Here is a 16,669-nt window from a genome sequence, read left to right on the forward strand (position 1 = left end):
CTTTTCTGTCATGTTTAGGAAACAAGTACTACCGTTTACTCATGTACATATATATAATTACACAAGCTTAAGCAGGAATTATTGGTATATTTGTTGAAAAAAAGAAACCAACCTAAGTTTAGGCCAGTTCCAAAGGAGAGTCAAACATATACGAGAAGATTACATGTTCATTATAAGTCGCATCATTCAAACAATGTAACCCTTTTCACAAATTGTACATAATGAAAGAAACATTGTTTGAACTTTCTAAAAATACGTTGACTTTTCCTAATTTCCAACGAGAAATAGTAGACACCACAGCGCTTCGCGACGTAAGATGGATATATAGTGAAACTTCCATCTACAGTAGTTTCACCCAGTCTAACCTCTTATTTCTGCATATTAAAAACGGAAATACAGATAAAAACAAAAAAATTATTATAAGAGGTGAAATTATGAACAAACAACATTTAATCGCTTTAGACTTAGACGGAACTTTATTAACAGACAACAAAATAATTTCTCCAAGAACGAAAAACACAATTGCAAAAGCAAAAGAACAAGGACATATTGTCGTTATTTCAACAGGGCGTCCATTCCGCGCTAGTTACGATTACTATAAAGAACTTAGCCTTAATACACCTATCGTAAACTTCAATGGAGCTTATGTGCATCACCCTCTTGATTCAAAATGGGGCATACACCACTCTCCTCTTGAACTTTCAACAGCGCAAGAAATCGTCCGAGCTTGCTTTGATTTTGGCGTGAAAAATGTATATGCCGAAGTCATGGATGATGTGTATGTTCGTGAAATTGATGAAGATAAAAAACATATTTTTGAATTCGGTTCTCCAAAGATTTTCACAGGAGATTTATTAAATATTTTAAACGACCATCCAACTTGCTTATTAATTGACGCACATGACGGACATTCTGCTGCAATTCGTCAGCATTTAACAGATATGCACGCTGAAGTAATCGACCATAGAAAATGGGGTGCGCCTTGGCCAATTATTGAAATTGTGAAAAGCGGACTAAATAAAGCTGTCGGATTACAAAAAATTTCAAGTCATTACAATATTCCAAAAGAGCGAATCATCGCTTTCGGTGACGAGGATAACGACTTTGAAATGATCGAATTTGCTGGTCATGGAATTGCAATGGGAAATGCAATCCCTGAATTAAAATCACTCGCAAACCATACAACATTAACAAATGAAGAAGACGGTATTGCCCTATATTTAGAAGAGGTTCTTGGGTTGTAATCTAAAAATTCCCTACTTATAGTTTCCCGCAAACTGCTCATACTATTATTAGACGCACGGAAGCGCGTCAATTGTTTTCAGCTAAATAAAGGGAGGTTTTTCGAATGGGTAAAAAGAACAAATCAAAACGTTTTATCCAGCAAGGAGCCGATGCTGTTATGAAGCATGATGCAAGATTCCCGTACAGAGGTACATTAGCTGAGGCAGAAAAAGCAAGAAGTAACTCTTCTCTTGGAGGGGTTTAAATGGGGAACTTACTATTCCAACAAGCTAGAGACGCTGTTGCAAGTGCCGTTTCTTGTTCAAGTGGCGCTGAACAACAGGAACTCGTTTATAGAGCAAAAAACTCTTTGCACTCTGCTTATGCAAACTCTTCAACTGCTGAAAAAGTTCAGCTACGTGAAATGCAGGAGCAATTGCAAAACATTACGAATTTACATTAAAAAAAGAGGACCAGCTTTGGTCCTCTTTACTCTTTTCGAAACAATCCAAACACTCCGACCGTTTGCAGTACATTTGTAAATGCAAACGGGTCCACTTGTTTAATAACCCTCTCTAATTCGTACAACTCGTAACGAGTAATAACAATCATTAACATTTCTTTATTTTCATTTGTATAAGCACCTGTTGCCGGTATAGTTGTAATCCCTCTCACTAAGCGAGAGTGGATCGCTTTTCGCACATCTGCCCCATTCTTTGTAACAATTAATGCCGTAATTTTCACATGACGTGTATGAATCGCATCAATAATTCTCGTTGACACATACAAAGTGACCAAAGTATATAATGCTTTTTCCCATCCATATACGTAACCAGCAGCGATAATGATAATTGCATTAAAGAAGAAAAAATATGTACCGACAGGTTTATCTTTTATCTTTGATAAAATCATAGCGATAATATCTAAGCCACCTGTAGAAGCGCCCCACTTTAAAGCAATCCCTACCCCGATTGCTGAAATAACCCCACCAAACATCGCATTCAATATTATATCGTCCGAAACCGCTTTAACTGGGATAATTTCTAAAAACAGAGTCATAAATATAACGCAAAGAAAACTAAAAAATGTAAAAGCCTTCCCAACCTTTTTCCACGCTAAAATAACGACAGGAATATTAAATAAACTAAACAACACCCCCGTCGATATATGAATAGATAAAAAGTCACCTAATATTTGTGATAATAATTGAGACAATCCAGCAAAACCACTCGCATACACTTTCGCTGGTGTTAAAAATAAATTCATCCCAATCGCATTTAATAAACCCGCAATAATTACAACGACTAACTTCTTAATAAGTTCAGTATAATTCAGCTTCAAATCCATTTCTAATCCACCTTTAGTATTCATGAATGTACCGCTATACATAGTCTTTACGAAAAAGGAAATGATAAACATACAACGTTTAGAAATGGAGTTGATACATATGCCACATACGAGCGATAACGACAAAAAAGCGCGCGACAATAATGCAAAGCGCACTCAAAAAAATGAACAAGAGCAAAAAAATATTCAGCAAGGAAAACGTGCATATTCTAAGAAAACTGATCACCTTTGATTACATCGTACATCAACGTTAATGTTGATGTACTTTTTTTACATTTTACAGGGAAAAAACATTGAAAATTCACTTCATGTTCACTTCTATATTCTACAATAGCGATAACATATTCAGATGAGGTGTTAGCATGAGAGGAAAAAGTATATTCATTATCACTGCACTAATAAGTATATTAATGCTATCTGCTTGCGGACAAAAAAATGACTCGGCCACAATCGCTACAACAACAAACTCAACCATTACGAAGAGCGATTTCGAAAAACAATTGAAAGATCGATACGGAAAAGACACGCTATACGAAATGGTAGCACAAGATGTTATTACTAAAAAATATAAAGTATCTGATGATGCAGTAGATAAAGAAGTAGAAAAAGCAAAAAAGCAATATGGAGAACAATTCAAAGCAACACTAGAAAATAATCGTTTAAAAGATGAAGAAGATTTCAAAAATCAAATTAAATTCAAACTTGCATTGAATGAAGCGATTAAACAAAGCGTTACAGAAAAAGATGTGAAAGACCACTATAAACCAGAAATTAAAGCTAGTCACATTTTAGTAAGTAACGAAAATGAAGCGAAAGAAATAAAGAAGAAATTAGATACCGGCACTTCATTTGAAGAATTAGCAAAACAAGAATCTCAAGATTTCGCATCAAAAGATAATGGCGGAGACCTCGGATACTTCGGGGCAGGCAAAATGACACCTGAATTTGAAAAAGCTGCCTACAAATTAAAGCCCGGCCAAATTAGCAATCCCGTAAAATCACCAAACGGCTATCACATTATTAAACTAACTGATAAAAAAGATTTAAAACCTTACGATGAAGTGAAAGACTCAATACGCAAAGACTTAGAAGAAGAACGTATTGCCGACCCTTCCTTCGGTCAAAAATTATTACAAGGTGAATTAAAAAAGGCGGATATTAAAATAAATGATAGTGATTTGAAAGATACATTTTCTCATCTTTTTTGAGAAAGGGAAATAAAAAACGAGGGTGCAAACTTTTTAAACAGTATGCATGATGATAAATGAAATTATATCGATTTACCTACAAAAAATGACAATATAAAGAAGGAGGCTGTTCAAGCAGCTCCTTCTTTTATTCTTTCATTAATACTTTTAGCTTTTTCTTCAAGCTTTTATAATGCCAATTGATGTGATTTAGTTCTACCTCTACTTCGATTAACATATCTATTAAATCGTCTTTATTTTGCTGAGAATTCATCATATTCTCAAGCAATTTTTCGAAGCTTTGACTACTCTCATATATATCATTTAAATCCATGGCTACTATTTCACGTTCTTTTTCAGGCGATAGTACTGAAAGGCGCTCTATTAATTGTTCCAGTACATTATCTTGCACTATCATGCCTCCCTTTTAATCCAATGCTTATACCTCTTTCTTTAACAGATTATATGCACTTCATAATTAACCACGGATACCACAATACCTCTTCTACCTCAATTTCCCCATCATCAATTAAATGGATAATCTGCTTTGCATCTTCATAATTATCAACAAGTGATAATTCATTTAATTTCTTACCAAAATCCTCTTGTAAATTATTATGAATAAAAGAATAAAAATTATTGTTACTAAAACCACATATATCAAATCCTAATATTTCATCGTTCTCAACACAAAACGGCAATGATTTTTCAAGAAAATCATATATGGAAACTTCAAAATCATTTTCTTCTCGCTCATTCATTAAGAAATCCGTCCGATACTCTTCTGAAAGATACAAACTAATAATCTCCAGATTTTCTATTCCCTTTAAATAATTCCGCTTAAAAAATCGCGCATCCTTTAAAGATTTAAAAGTATTCGGCCATGCGAACTTTTTTTCTCGCATTAATGTATCTAAAAAAGATTGTCCACTTTCATGCTCCTCTGTACTAATCTTTAACCTTACATTTATCATCTGAGCAATAGGGTCATTTTCATTTGAATTACACCAAGGAAAAAACCAATAATCCGGAAATGTAGGTCGAACCCCATTACATATTGTTAAAATCGTTTGTGATAGCCCCTCAATATTGCATTCTTTATAGATAAGTTCCCTATCGTAGGAAATTATGAGGTATCCAGCGTTATAAAATTTCATATGCACACCTCCTTTCTTTTCAATTAAAAAGTAAACTCAAGCTCTCTTCCATGTAGATATACCTATCTATACCCTTTAAAATATTCCTCTTCCACTGGTGTTCTTACTCCCACTGTCAATTTTTCCTGAACGCAAAAAGAACTACCCCTCCCCTAATAAACTTAGAGAAAAGATAGTTCTTTCTAATTCACTTTATTTCTTAAAGTAAGTCCAGCCTTCTTCTTGGTAAATCTTTTCTTCTTTCATCATTTTACCAAGTGCACGCTTAAATGCAGCTTTACTCATGTTGAAACGTTCTTTAATATCTTCTGGGCTGCTCTTATCCCAAAACGGCATTGCTCCGCCTCGTTCTTCCATATATTCATAAAGTACTGCAGCATCATCTTCCATTCCTTCTTCTTTACGAGGAAGAAGTGAAATGTTAATTGTACCGTCGTCTTTCACGTCAATAATACGACCTGTTATGCGCTCACCAATGCGGACCTGTTCTTTTCTTTCTGTATGGTGTAAGAAAGCACGGAAATGCTCGTCAGTTAGTATGAATGAACCAACTTGAAGTGAGCGATACACACGTCCATTTACGTTTTTATTACGCATAGATGGCGTTGCATCTACGATAATTTCTTGCATATCACTGTCTCTTGCCGGAAGAGCAATTAAACGATCACGATTCGTTAATTTTAACGTACAATATAATTCGTCGCCTTCTTCAGGCCAAACTGGCATATAAATTGGAAACTCATCAAGTGGAATTAGTATATCTTTTGATACACCAATATCAACAAACACACCTAAACTAGGAATAACTTCTACAACCTTTACCCAATTCCAATCATGTGTTGTAATAATTGGTTCCTTCATTGTTGCTGAAATACGATTTTGGTGATCAAGGTATAAGAACACATCAATCGTATCGCCTTCTTCAATTTCTCCAGCTAATTCGTTTTTATGTAGGAAGATTTCTTCCTCTTCGTTTCCAACCATATATCCGATTTCCGTTTCGCGTAAAACAGTTACCTGTTCAATCGATCCTAATTGCAAATACATATTTTTTAATTCCCTTCTATATATATAAAGTTATCTTTTTTATCATTCCAAACAAAAGTTAATTATAACACGATTTTTCCTTTATTTGTCCAACTGCCCAAAATTCACTATAATAAAGTGAGGTTTCATTAATATGTACATAAAACCCTTAAGTCTTAATACGTTTTCCGCTATACTTTAATATGGACAGTACATATCTTGGCTTAGACGTAAAAAGATATTAAATTTATTTGGAGGTGCTAACTATGGCAAAAGACAGTTCTTTTGACATCGTTTCGAAAGTAGAATTACCTGAAGTAACAAACGCAATTAACATCGCATTAAAGGAAATCCAAAACCGATATGACTTTAAAGGTAGTAAAAGTGATATTAAATTAGAAAAAGAAGTACTTGTTTTAACTTCTGATGACGAGTTCAAATTAGACCAAGTAAAAGACGTTCTAATTTCTAAGCTTGTAAAACGTAACGTTCCAATTAAAAACTTGGACTACGGAAAAGTTGAAGCTGCATCTGGTAACACTGTTCGCCAACGTGCAACTCTGCAACAAGGTATCGATAAAGATAACGCGAAAAAAATCAACAACATCATTAAAGAAATGAAATTAAAAGTGAAAACACAAGTACAAGATGACCAAGTACGTGTAACAGCGAAAAGCCGTGATGACTTACAAGCAGTAATCGCAGCAGTTCGCAGTGTTGACTTACCAATCGACGTACAGTTCATTAACTACCGCTAAAAAGAAACCTCCTCTATTCAGAGGAGGTTTTCTACTTATTAAGAGATGCAATATTCTAGGCTGTACACATTTCTAAGAGCAGCACCATATTGCTTTATCAAATGATTTTTCTGGAATATATACTTTATCATTCTCAATTTTGTATTTGATATTGTTTTTCTTTAGAATCTTTGTATCAACAGAATGAACACTATCGCCTCACCGAACAAATTCCCTATCGTCACCGTTGTCCCAAAAATGCAAACTTACGAATACGATAAGAATACATAAACATAGAGCGAACAACTTCTTTCTCCTCAAACATCTCACCTCATCATAAACTATCAATTGATTACCAAAAGAGAGAAGCCCTCATTTCCGTTTCTTTTTAACCGCAATTAAAAAAGCAATAAATAATACGTTCACACCGACTATTAAGGAGATAAATAACCAATTTATACCTGTTTCTTCGCTAACTTTATACACATTCGACTCTTCACGCTTTAAAACGAGATAAAACTGCCCGTTTTCTTCTCTTATAATTTCGTCTTCTAACAATCCTCTTAACTCTTGTTTTTCACCAATTGCACTTACAGGTAAGGAAACCTTTTGCGTTTCTTTCGTATTATTAATCGCTACTAGTGTTACTTCATCTTTATACTTTCGTTTTAATATACTCATTCCATCTTTATCATATAGAAGTTCAAACGTACCACGTCGTAAAGATGGTCTCGTTTGTCTAAGTTCACCTAGCTTCGTTATGTGCTGGATAAACTTTTCATCAGATTTGAAATCCATTAATCGTCTATTATCTGGAGCATCTCCCCCATCTAATGCGATTTCAGTTCCATAATAAAAATTCGGTATCCCCGGGGATGTTAATAAGTAAGTGATCGCTAGTTTTAAACGAGACGGCGGGTAATACATATTTTCTTTTGCAATACGCGCAAATCGCTTTGTTTCTTGATTATCTAAAAACGTAGCGAATTCCTCTTCTTTTCCGCTCACATCATATAAAGATTTCACAGACATATCTGCTTTTGAAAATGACTCTACTATTTTTTTATAGTACTCATTATCTTCCTTTGTCATAATGCGAAAATCTTTCTTTACCTTCTGCAAATCCTTTTGCACTTCATCCCAAAAAGTACGCGGCTTTTTTTCACTATGTATCACATAACTTCCGTCTAAATCGACTTCTTTTATCCACCATTTCATCGAGTCTATTAATTGTTGTTCATTTTCTTCATACGGAAATTGAAAGACAACTTTCATTCCTTTTTTGTGAGCCTCATTTACAAGTTCTTTCACATCATTTTCTGTTCCGAAATGTTCATTTACTTTTTGAAAGTTTCGAACGCCTAATCCATCATACTTTTCACTTTCAAAAAGCGGCGAAAGCATAATAGTAGTAAATCCCATTTCTTTTATGTAGTCCAATCTTTTTATAATCCCACGTATATTTCCGCCCTGATACCCTTCTAAATTACCAACGTCTAACTGTTTGTCATTTTTCGGTTCTCCGTTATTAAAGCGATCAATCATAATGGAATATATAACTTCATCTCGCCATTCCCTTTTTTCTTCCGCAAAAGTATGTACTGGTACAAACAAAATAACAGCTAAACAAAAACAAATGAATAGTTCCTTAGTCCATATTTTTTTCACACGCATCCCCCAAACTTCCAATTGTAAGAATATTATACCAATTTTCAGAACAAATCGCATACGTTGATTTTATTCCTCCAAAATACATCATGTTAGGTTTTCTAACATAAACTAAAAAGTTTTCTGAATTTTTAGTTGATTTTTCTTTTTATTTCGAATATGATATAAAACATAACAATTCGATGTTATTTTTCCTAACATCATAGGAGGAGAGAGAATGAATACGGGAGATACAGTTTTTATTTTTGTAACAACAGTAATGGTCATGTTGATGACACCAGGATTGGCACTTTTTTATGGAGGTATGGTTCGCAGTAAAAACGTACTCAGCACAACAATGCATAGTTATAGCGCAATGGCTATCGTTTCGATTCAATGGATTGTTATCGGTTATTCTTTATCATTCGGACCAGATTGGCACGGACTTATCGGCAATCTCGATTGGTTCGGTCTAAACGGAGTTACCTACGCACCAAACCCAGACTACTCATCTACTATTCCTCACAATTTATTTATGATGTTCCAACTCATGTTCGCTATTTTAACTCCCGCTTTAATTTCAGGTGCATTCGCCGAAAGAATGCGATTTTCTGCCTTTCTTATTTTTATCCTTCTTTGGACAACAATCGTTTACAATCCTGTCGCTCATTGGGTATGGGGCGTTGGCGGATGGCTGAGAGAACTTGGCGCGTTAGACTTCGCTGGCGGTAATGTCGTTCATATCACATCTGGCGTTGCTGGTCTTGTATTAGCTATTTTCCTTGGAAAACGAAAAAACATAAGCGGTACCTCCCCTCATCATTTACCATTTACAATGTTAGGCGCAGGCTTACTCTGGTTCGGCTGGTTCGGTTTTAACGTCGGTAGTGCATTATCTTTAAATGACGTAGCTTTAACTGCATTTATTAATACAAATATAGCCGCTGCTGCTTCAGCTCTAACTTGGATGCTTTCTGAATGGTTCTTCCAATCAAAGCCAACTGCGATGGGAGCTGCTTGCGGGGTTGTTTCTGGTTTAGTCGCCATTACGCCAGCTTGCGGATTCGTTACACCTTTCTCCGCTCTTCTTATCGGAGCAATCGGCGGTATATTATGCTTCGGCGCTGTCTTCTTCTTAAAAACGAAATTCGGATACGACGATACACTCGATGCCTTTGGATGCCACGGCATCGGAGGAACTTGGGGCGGTATCGCAACCGGACTTTTCGCAACAACTTCTATAAATAGCGATGGTGCTAACGGATTATTTTACGGAAACGCCACTCTCCTTTTCAAACAACTTGTAGCAATCGGCGCAACATATGCATTCACGATCATAATGACGTACGCCATTATTAAAGCCATTAACTTCTTCCTCCCTGTTCGCGTCGATGAGCACGAAGAACAAATGGGGCTTGATATTTCGATGCATGGGGAGAAAGCTTATGAGTATACAGAACGAGTAAATTAAACAAAAAAGACGACCGAAAATCAGTCGTCTTTTCCTATTTATTTTGGAGCATTCCCTACATACTGCGAAATATCAACATTTAACGCCCCAGCTAAACGCATTCCGTAGTCATGATTTGCACGGAAGAAGTTACAAATAGCAAGTAATTTCGTGCGTTCATTTACATCTCTTAAGTCATTTGTTAAGTTCGCAATTAAGTTGTCTTGCTCTTCTTTAGAGAATGAACGGTAACGCTCACCCGCTTGTTTGAAGTCATTTGGCTTCTCAATTTTTTCACGAGATACGTAGCCTTCTACTTTCATAGTTGAATCGCGGTAAGTTGGGTCTTCAACTGGATTTTCAGTATGACGGCTCGGTTCGTAGTTTACTGTAGATGGGTTTTGATCCACTTGCATCGCACCATCACGTTGTTGGTTACGAACAGCAGCGTATGGGCAGTTTACAGGAATTTGCAAATAGTTAGTACCAAGGCGGTAACGCTGTGTATCTGGGTAAGAGAATAAGCGCCCTTGTAATAATTTATCTTCAGATGCTTCAATACCATTTATAGTTGCACTTGGCGTGAACGCCGCTTGTTCTACTTCCGCGAAGAAGTTTTTCGGGTTACGATTTAACGTCATTGTCCCTACTTCTATTAATGGGAAGCGATCTTCTGGCCAAACTTTCGTTGGATCTAATGGATCGAAATCTAAAGAATCCGTTTCATCTAGTTGCATTACTTGTACGTGTAAATCCCATTTCGGATGGTTTCCTTTTTCGATTGCATCGAATAAGTCACGAGTTGCATGATTGAAGTCTTTACCTTGTACTTGCTCCACTTCTTTCGCACTTAAATTACGTACGCCTTGCTGTGGTTTCCAGTGGTATTTAATGTAAACAATTTTTCCTTCTGCATTAATCCATTTAAATGAATGGACACCGAAACCTTCCATTTCGCGATAATTTGCCGGTGTACCGTAATCAGAAAATACCCATGTCATCATATGTGTAGATTCTGGAGTTAACGTCATGAAATCCCAGTAACGATCTGGTGTTTGAACATTTGTATCAGGTGCTGGTTTTAAAGAATGCACCATGTCTGGGAATTTAATTGCGTCACGAATGAAGAAAACAGGTAAATGGTTACCTACGATATCGTAGTTTCCTTCTTCTGTATAAAATTTAACAGCGAACCCGCGCGGATCACGAGCTGTCTCTGGAGAACCTTGACCATGAATAACCGTTGAAAAACGAACGAATACAGGTGTTTCCGTTCCTTCATTTTGTAAAAACGCTGCTTTCGTATATTGCTTCATGCTGTTTTTCGTTACGAATACACCGTGAGCACCTGCACCACGTGCATGCACAACACGCTCTGGAATACGTTCACGATCAAAGTGAGCAAGTTTTTCTACTAAATGATAGTCTTCTAACAATACCGGTCCACGGCGACCAGCTGTACGAGAGTTTTGGTTATCTCCAACTGGAGCGCCTTGGTTTGTTGTTAAGCGATTCTTTGGATTCATCAAGGGGATCCTCCTCTTTCTTTCGTAGTAATTATTATTTATTTAAAATTATTATAAACTAATTATTATTCAAAAATAAATCCTTGTCAACTATTTCCTTCATTTTTTTGGAAACAATTTCAGCTAAACAATCAATAAATACAGATTTTGAATTGGGCATATTTAGTCTACAATATGCGGTATTTAATTCATCAGTTACAACTTTACATTCATAATCGTTGTCATATAAAACTTCTAAATGGGGCAATGCGCTTTAAACCTAAGTAACAAACAAATTCATACTCTGTAAACATTTTATTCATTGAATCTGTTAATTTATGCGCCTGCTCTTTCGTTATTTTCGCAATTGATGAAATTCCACCAATTGCTTTATACCGTCCGATTAAATCTTGGAGCGCTTCTTCAGACGCCTTACGCCCGTGACGAATGTGAGTATACATCCTCTAATAACTCTGGCGTTCCATACGCCATCACAAGCAAACCTATTTTCTTCTTCGTCATCTATATAACATCTCAATTCTGGAAATGAGAATCTTTTTCAAGAACATTCGTTTCCAATTATAACAAGTAATAATGAGTTCGTCAAAATAATAATTCTAAATAAACATTATTTATAATATGATTTTTAATTTAATTTAACAATTCCTTTAATATTAATTACCATCATAGGAAAAGCGGCTCACACCAATCTGTAAGCCGCCCTTTTCCCTATTCTTTTATATTCACTCCATACTCTTTAAACCAAACATGAATTTGTGCTAAATGAGCTAAAAGTTGCGGCCCAGTCATTAATTGCCCAAACCAAGGTTTTTGAAATGCACTGCCGCCAGACTCGATCAATCCGCCCAATTGCTCTTTATCGAACAATTCATGCAAAATGGAGCCTTTATCCGTTAATAAATCTTGGAGCCATACTGTGACTGCTTTCGTATAGTGCGGATTATGCGTTTTCGGATACGGGCTTTTCTTTCTATACAATATATCATTTGGAAGTAAACCTTCTAACGCTTTACGCAATAGACCTTTTTCGCGGTTTTTATACATTTTCATTTCCCAAGGAATATTCCACGCATATTCGACAAGTCGGTGGTCCGCAAAGGGAACGCGCACTTCTAAGCTTGCCCCCATACTCATACGGTCTTTTCTATCTAATAATGTTGTCATAAACCATACCATGTTTAAATAAAATAATTGTCGTCTCTTCGCTTCTAATGGGCTTTCTCCCTCTAAAATAGGGACTTCTTGAATGGATTCTTCATAGCGGCGCTGTACATATTGTTGTAAATTTAATTTATTTCTCCATTCTTTCTTTAGAAGTTGTTCACGCGCTTCTGTAGAACGCATCCACGGAAATGCACTTGATTGTAAATCATCTTCTCTATAAAACCACGGATAACCACCGAATATTTCATCTGCACATTCTCCAGATAAACCGACGACAAAATCTTGTTTTATTTCACGACAAAACCATAATAAGGACGAATCAATATCTGCCATACCAGGCAAATCACGAACGAGTACTGCTTCTGTTAAATACTGTGCTAGTTGTTCATTTGAAATGACACAGCGATGGTGGATTGTTTGAAACGTCTCCGTCATTAAGTTAATAAATGGTGCATCTGAATTTGGCTGAAATGCATTCGCTTTAAAGTATTTGTCGTTATCTTCATAATCAATAGAATACGTGTGTAATTGCCCTTTTCCTGATCTTTCATACTCTTTTGCAGCTATTGCTGTTATAGCACTTGAATCTACACCGCCTGATAAAAAAGTGCATAGTGGTACGTCAGAAACTAATTGTCTCGCAATCGCATCTTGTAATAAAAAACGAGTTTTTTCTACTGTTTCTTCAAATGAATCTTCATGTTTTTTACTTTCCACATTCCAATATCTCCATATGCATAAACCGTCTTTTGAGAACGTCATTGCATGACCCGGGCGCAGTTCTTGAATACCAGCATATATACCGTGACCAGGCGTTCTAGATGGTCCGAGGCCGAATATTTCTGACAACCCTTCTAACGTTACTTCCGCCTTCACATCTGGATGCGCTAGTATCGCTTTTAACTCTGAACCAAATAATAATCGTCCGCTATCATATTTATAAAATAGTGGCTTCACACCTAATCGATCTCTGGCAATAAAGACTCGTTCATTTTTCTCATCCCATACTGCAAACGCATATATACCGTTTAAATGATCGACACATTCTTCTTTCCATTCAATATAAGAGGCCAATAGTACTTCTGTATCAGAATGTCCTTTAAATGTATATCCTCTTCTTAATAACTCTTTGCGAATATCTTCTGTATTGTAGAGCTCTCCGTTATAGCAAATCGCATAACTAGTTTCATCTTTCAAACAAGTCATGGGTTGTTTACCACCTTCAGGATCTACAACGATTAACCGTTTATGCCCAAATGCAACGTTCCCTTTAATCCAAACTTTATTATCATCTGGACCGCGTTTCGCTAGCGTTTCCGCCATCTTCGTCACGATGTCCCTTTCCCCTTCTAATGAGCGCTTATAATCCACCCATCCTGTAATCCCGCACATAAAAATCATCCTTCCTAATCTAATATCTGTTTCTGAACGTGCAGTAATCCCCACCCTATGAGTGCGGATACATAAAAACAACAAACTTGACGATAACTAACTATCCATATATGGAATAGCAGTTTCACAGTGTAAAGCGTGTTTTATTGTATGCCCATCTATCTTTAGGTGTGTCTAGTTATAAAGAACGTACGAACTGTCCATAACAAGAATAACTACTTCTATAAAAGGAGAAATGAACTATGGTACAACGCAAACATATTTTGTATAACCAACCGCGTGCTCATTCAATCGGTAATGTGGAATATATAAACAACGAGTGGATATTCTTTGATGATGAAAATGATGAGGCTTTTCTATTAGAAGATATTGCCGAAGATGGTTTTGAAATTTTATATAACAACAATTGGCTACCAGCTCGTTTTTATGAACAAAACATATTGCAAATTGCAAATGAACAACATTCTCTCCAAAACGGGGAAATGATACGAATTCGAAAAAAATTACTTCTTAGCTATAATGAATGGCTTGAGGAGTTACCTGACTCTGTCTTTACATTATTAACCGAATCATTGCAATCACTTCATTACTCTTTATACGATTGCATGTATTGTCATAATTATTTATCATTCTTACCGAAAGATGAAGCAGGCGAAGGAGTAAATATTCTTTTGTTCGATAACGAAGAAATGATTTGTACATTGCAGCATCATTTCGTACGCCACTCTTCCTCTAATAAAAATATTTTGCGATTTACGAAAGTAAACGGAGAAGAGCTGCATCTCGATGCGACATAAAGTGAAACTTTAATCAGCGGGGGTTTTGTTCATCCCCACTGATTATTAGCCCTCACCAATCGGGCGTTTACGGGCAGCAGGCCCCCACCTAACTTCTTTGCTCCAGCCGAATTTTGAGGTGGGAGTTTTACTGCCCACAAATAGCGGGATAAAATAAAAAAACCACCTTATCTCTCAAATATTTGAGACTATAAGGTGGTTTTATTTTCAATTAAAATACTTGCCAGCCAATTGGTAATTTCAAACCAAGATAAAATACCGCTACTAGCGCGATAACAAATAATCCCCAAAATGCCCCTGTTGCCTTGTTTTTGCTCATTTTTACAAGAACCATTTCCATTCCACCGATAACTAAAATACCAGCTAGCATTTTCATGCCGTACCACATGTGCATGCTACCTGTTGCTGTCTTCACAATACTCATGTACAACATAACACCTGTCACAATAATGATAATGTACATAAGGCGAAGCCCCATATGTACACCTTTACCTTTTCTTCCTGCTGAATAAAGTGAATACGCAACGAAGAATAAAATTAACCCTAACGCCCATGCTGTAATATGCATATGTACCATCGTATCCCTGCCTCCTCTTTTCACACTTTTTCACTCTATATGATAACATGTTCATTTATTTTCAGGAAATGTTTCGCTTTTTTATATTTAAATGCTATAATATTTAGAGTATTTACAAACTTCTTGTAATAACAAAAGGGGGAACAATCATGATTCAAACTAAGGATATTATCGAACTTACAGACACATACGGGGCAAATAACTACCATCCACTTCCAATCGTTATTTCTAAAGCAGAAGGCGTTTGGGTAGAAGATCCTGAAGGAAACCGCTATATGGACTTACTAAGTGCATATTCTGCAGTAAACCAAGGTCATCGTCATCCAAAAATCATTAACGCTTTAATTGACCAAGCTAATCGAGTTACGTTAACTTCTCGTGCTTTCCATAGTGATCAATTAGGTCCTTGGTACGAAAAAGTTGCGAAACTAACAAATAAAAATATGGTACTTCCTATGAATACAGGTGCAGAGGCTGTTGAAACTGCAATTAAAACAGCTCGTCGCTGGGCTTACGATGTGAAAAAGGTAGAGGCAAACCGTGCAGAAATCATCGTTTGTGAAGATAACTTCCACGGACGTACAATGGGTGCTGTTTCTATGTCATCAAACGAAGAGTACAAGCGCGGCTTCGGTCCAATGCTTCCTGGCATTATTGTAATTCCTTACGGTGATTTAGAAGCGTTAAAAGCTGCGATTACACCAAATACAGCTGCATTCATTTTAGAGCCAATCCAAGGTGAAGCAGGAATTAACATTCCACCAGCTGGTTTCTTACAAGAAGCTTTTGAAGTATGTAAAAAAGAAAACGTTTTATTCGTAGCAGATGAAATCCAAACAGGCTTAGGCCGTACTGGTAAAGTATTTGCTTGCGACTGGGACAATGTAACTCCTGACATGTACATACTTGGTAAAGCACTTGGCGGCGGCGTATTCCCAATCTCTTGTGTTGCAGCAAACCGCGACATTTTAGGCGTATTCGAGCCAGGTTCTCACGGTTCTACATTCGGTGGTAACCCACTTGCATGTGCTGTTTCTATCGCAGCTCTTGAAGTATTAGAAGAAGAAAAATTAACAGAGCGTTCTCTTCAATTAGGAGAAAAACTAGTTGGACAATTAAAAGAAATTGATAACCCAATGATTACTGACATTCGCGGTAAAGGTTTATTCATCGGCATCGAATTAAACGAGCCAGCTCGTCCTTACTGTGAACAACTAAAAGCAGCTGGGCTATTATGTAAAGAAACACACGAAAACGTAATTCGCATTGCACCACCTCTAGTAATCTCTGAAGAAGATTTAGAGTGGGCATTCCAAAAAATTAAAGCTGTACTATCTTAATCATAGTGAGGTTGTCCTAAAATATAGGACAACCTCTTTCTTTTTTTAGTAGTTTACCGTAAAATAAAATTGAATATTCTGTTTTTTGTGAAAGGAGG

At 36.4% G+C, this 16,669-nt stretch carries 17 protein-coding genes and 2 pseudogenes; 9 read left to right on the forward strand and 10 right to left on the reverse strand.

All coding sequences use genetic code 11. The annotated features are described in order from the left end of the window. The first annotated feature begins 434 nt into the window (after nt 1-434). The 3 genes from MR071_RS11160 (at nt 435) to MR071_RS11170 (ending at nt 1,687) form a co-directional block, all read left to right on the forward strand. Nucleotides 435-1,244 (forward strand): Cof-type HAD-IIB family hydrolase, encoded by an 810-nt coding sequence (locus MR071_RS11160; RefSeq protein ID WP_105584269.1) that lies wholly within the window; start codon nt 435-437, stop codon nt 1,242-1,244. A gap of 104 nt (nt 1,245-1,348) precedes the next feature. After that, nucleotides 1,349-1,489 carry a hypothetical protein gene (locus MR071_RS11165; RefSeq protein ID WP_002170819.1) on the forward strand — a complete coding sequence of 47 codons (141 nt, stop codon included), beginning with the start codon at nt 1,349-1,351 and terminating at the stop codon, nt 1,487-1,489. Beyond that, the gene (locus MR071_RS11170; protein WP_098778083.1) at nt 1,490-1,687 is read left to right on the forward strand and encodes a DUF3813 domain-containing protein; all 198 of its coding nucleotides are present in this window, start codon (nt 1,490-1,492) and stop codon (nt 1,685-1,687) included. It abuts the gene before it with no gap. Between the two features lie 26 nt (nt 1,688-1,713). On the opposite strand, the gene MR071_RS11175 is transcribed toward MR071_RS11170, so the two are convergent. Then, nucleotides 1,714-2,571, reverse strand: a complete 858-nt coding sequence (locus MR071_RS11175; RefSeq protein ID WP_142395737.1) for a YitT family protein — start codon at nt 2,569-2,571, stop codon at nt 1,714-1,716. Nucleotides 2,572-2,671: 100 nt separating this feature from the next. Between MR071_RS11175 and MR071_RS11180 the strand changes: the two genes are divergently transcribed. Further along, nucleotides 2,672-2,803 (forward strand): DUF3941 domain-containing protein, encoded by a 132-nt coding sequence (locus MR071_RS11180; RefSeq protein ID WP_001120851.1) that lies wholly within the window; start codon nt 2,672-2,674, stop codon nt 2,801-2,803. 130 nt (nt 2,804-2,933) lie between these two features. Next, nucleotides 2,934-3,779 carry a peptidylprolyl isomerase PrsA gene (prsA, locus tag MR071_RS11185; RefSeq protein WP_105584271.1) on the forward strand — a complete coding sequence of 282 codons (846 nt, stop codon included), beginning with the start codon at nt 2,934-2,936 and terminating at the stop codon, nt 3,777-3,779. Between the two features lie 127 nt (nt 3,780-3,906). Here prsA and MR071_RS11190 read toward each other — a convergent pair whose 3' ends face one another. From MR071_RS11190 to MR071_RS11200, 3 genes are all read right to left on the reverse strand, one after another. Continuing rightward, the gene (locus MR071_RS11190; protein WP_105584272.1) at nt 3,907-4,170 is read right to left on the reverse strand and encodes a hypothetical protein; all 264 of its coding nucleotides are present in this window, start codon (nt 4,168-4,170) and stop codon (nt 3,907-3,909) included. 49 nt (nt 4,171-4,219) lie between these two features. Next, on the reverse strand, nt 4,220-4,915 hold the full coding sequence (locus MR071_RS11195; protein ID WP_105584273.1) for a hypothetical protein: 696 nt from the start codon (nt 4,913-4,915) through the stop codon (nt 4,220-4,222). Between the two features lie 192 nt (nt 4,916-5,107). Then, a complete protein-coding gene (locus tag MR071_RS11200) occupies nt 5,108-5,962 on the reverse strand; it encodes a CvfB family protein (RefSeq protein ID WP_105584274.1) in 855 nt (284 codons plus the stop codon). 245 nt (nt 5,963-6,207) lie between these two features. On the opposite strand from MR071_RS11200, the gene MR071_RS11205 reads away from it, so the two are divergent. After that, the gene (locus MR071_RS11205) at nt 6,208-6,699 is read left to right on the forward strand and encodes a YajQ family cyclic di-GMP-binding protein (protein ID WP_002116984.1); all 492 of its coding nucleotides are present in this window, start codon (nt 6,208-6,210) and stop codon (nt 6,697-6,699) included. A gap of 72 nt (nt 6,700-6,771) precedes the next feature. Here MR071_RS11205 and MR071_RS11210 read toward each other — a convergent pair. Beyond that, nucleotides 6,772-6,999 (reverse strand): annotated as a pseudogene (locus tag MR071_RS11210) (hypothetical protein). Between the two features lie 51 nt (nt 7,000-7,050). Further along, a complete protein-coding gene (locus tag MR071_RS11215) occupies nt 7,051-8,406 on the reverse strand; it encodes an alpha-amylase family glycosyl hydrolase (protein ID WP_242236054.1) in 1,356 nt (451 codons plus the stop codon). A gap of 157 nt (nt 8,407-8,563) precedes the next feature. Here MR071_RS11215 and MR071_RS11220 point away from each other — a divergent pair, with 157 nt between their 5' ends. Then, nucleotides 8,564-9,796 (forward strand): ammonium transporter, encoded by a 1,233-nt coding sequence (locus MR071_RS11220; protein ID WP_105584276.1) that lies wholly within the window; start codon nt 8,564-8,566, stop codon nt 9,794-9,796. 38 nt (nt 9,797-9,834) lie between these two features. Here the strand turns inward: MR071_RS11220 and MR071_RS11225 are convergent, their stop codons facing one another. The 3 genes and pseudogenes from MR071_RS11225 to asnB all read right to left on the reverse strand — a co-directional run bounded on the left by MR071_RS11225 (nt 9,835) and on the right by asnB (nt 13,857). After that, complete coding sequence (locus MR071_RS11225) at nt 9,835-11,301, reverse strand: catalase (protein ID WP_242236056.1); 1,467 nt, start codon at nt 11,299-11,301, stop codon at nt 9,835-9,837. Nucleotides 11,302-11,359: 58 nt separating this feature from the next. Next, nucleotides 11,360-11,802 (reverse strand): annotated as a pseudogene (locus MR071_RS11230) (ferrochelatase). 207 nt (nt 11,803-12,009) lie between these two features. Further along, nucleotides 12,010-13,857, reverse strand: coding sequence for an asparagine synthase (glutamine-hydrolyzing) (gene asnB, locus MR071_RS11235; protein WP_242236058.1), 1,848 nt, complete (start codon nt 13,855-13,857; stop codon nt 12,010-12,012). A 242-nt stretch (nt 13,858-14,099) separates the two neighbouring features. Between asnB and MR071_RS11240 the strand changes: the two genes are divergently transcribed. Further along, entirely contained in the window at nt 14,100-14,654 is a 555-nt protein-coding gene (locus MR071_RS11240) for a DUF2777 domain-containing protein (RefSeq protein ID WP_105584279.1), read from the forward strand. 211 nt (nt 14,655-14,865) lie between these two features. On the opposite strand, the gene MR071_RS11245 is transcribed toward MR071_RS11240, so the two are convergent. Further along, nucleotides 14,866-15,231, reverse strand: coding sequence for a YisL family protein (locus MR071_RS11245; RefSeq protein WP_105584280.1), 366 nt, complete (start codon nt 15,229-15,231; stop codon nt 14,866-14,868). Nucleotides 15,232-15,380: 149 nt separating this feature from the next. Here MR071_RS11245 and rocD point away from each other — a divergent pair, with 149 nt between their 5' ends. Continuing rightward, entirely contained in the window at nt 15,381-16,571 is a 1,191-nt protein-coding gene (gene rocD / locus MR071_RS11250; protein WP_105584281.1) for an ornithine aminotransferase, read from the forward strand. Nucleotides 16,572-16,669: the final 98 nt, after the last annotated feature.

The sequence above is a fragment of the Bacillus cereus group sp. BfR-BA-01316 genome (assembly GCF_022664195.1).
Taxonomy (GTDB): Bacteria; Bacillota; Bacilli; order Bacillales; family Bacillaceae_G; genus Bacillus_A.

What these genes read in the sequence shown, in the direction of transcription:
- MR071_RS11215 (WP_242236054.1), bottom strand. Translation starts at nt 8,406, where the DNA reads ATGCGATTTGTTCTGAAAATTGGTATAATATTCTTACAATTGGAAGTT.
- MR071_RS11160 (WP_105584269.1), top strand. Translation starts at nt 435, where the DNA reads ATGAACAAACAACATTTAATCGCTTTAGACTTAGACGGAACTTTATTA.
- prsA (WP_105584271.1), top strand. Translation starts at nt 2,934, where the DNA reads ATGAGAGGAAAAAGTATATTCATTATCACTGCACTAATAAGTATATTA.
- MR071_RS11180 (WP_001120851.1), top strand. Translation starts at nt 2,672, where the DNA reads ATGCCACATACGAGCGATAACGACAAAAAAGCGCGCGACAATAATGCA.
- MR071_RS11170 (WP_098778083.1), top strand. Translation starts at nt 1,490, where the DNA reads ATGGGGAACTTACTATTCCAACAAGCTAGAGACGCTGTTGCAAGTGCC.
- rocD (WP_105584281.1), top strand. Translation starts at nt 15,381, where the DNA reads ATGATTCAAACTAAGGATATTATCGAACTTACAGACACATACGGGGCA.
- MR071_RS11195 (WP_105584273.1), bottom strand. Translation starts at nt 4,915, where the DNA reads ATGAAATTTTATAACGCTGGATACCTCATAATTTCCTACGATAGGGAA.
- MR071_RS11200 (WP_105584274.1), bottom strand. Translation starts at nt 5,962, where the DNA reads ATGTATTTGCAATTAGGATCGATTGAACAGGTAACTGTTTTACGCGAA.
- MR071_RS11225 (WP_242236056.1), bottom strand. Translation starts at nt 11,301, where the DNA reads ATGAATCCAAAGAATCGCTTAACAACAAACCAAGGCGCTCCAGTTGGA.
- MR071_RS11220 (WP_105584276.1), top strand. Translation starts at nt 8,564, where the DNA reads ATGAATACGGGAGATACAGTTTTTATTTTTGTAACAACAGTAATGGTC.
- MR071_RS11175 (WP_142395737.1), bottom strand. Translation starts at nt 2,571, where the DNA reads ATGGATTTGAAGCTGAATTATACTGAACTTATTAAGAAGTTAGTCGTT.
- MR071_RS11205 (WP_002116984.1), top strand. Translation starts at nt 6,208, where the DNA reads ATGGCAAAAGACAGTTCTTTTGACATCGTTTCGAAAGTAGAATTACCT.
- MR071_RS11240 (WP_105584279.1), top strand. Translation starts at nt 14,100, where the DNA reads ATGGTACAACGCAAACATATTTTGTATAACCAACCGCGTGCTCATTCA.
- MR071_RS11245 (WP_105584280.1), bottom strand. Translation starts at nt 15,231, where the DNA reads ATGGTACATATGCATATTACAGCATGGGCGTTAGGGTTAATTTTATTC.
- asnB (WP_242236058.1), bottom strand. Translation starts at nt 13,857, where the DNA reads ATGTGCGGGATTACAGGATGGGTGGATTATAAGCGCTCATTAGAAGGG.
- MR071_RS11165 (WP_002170819.1), top strand. Translation starts at nt 1,349, where the DNA reads ATGGGTAAAAAGAACAAATCAAAACGTTTTATCCAGCAAGGAGCCGAT.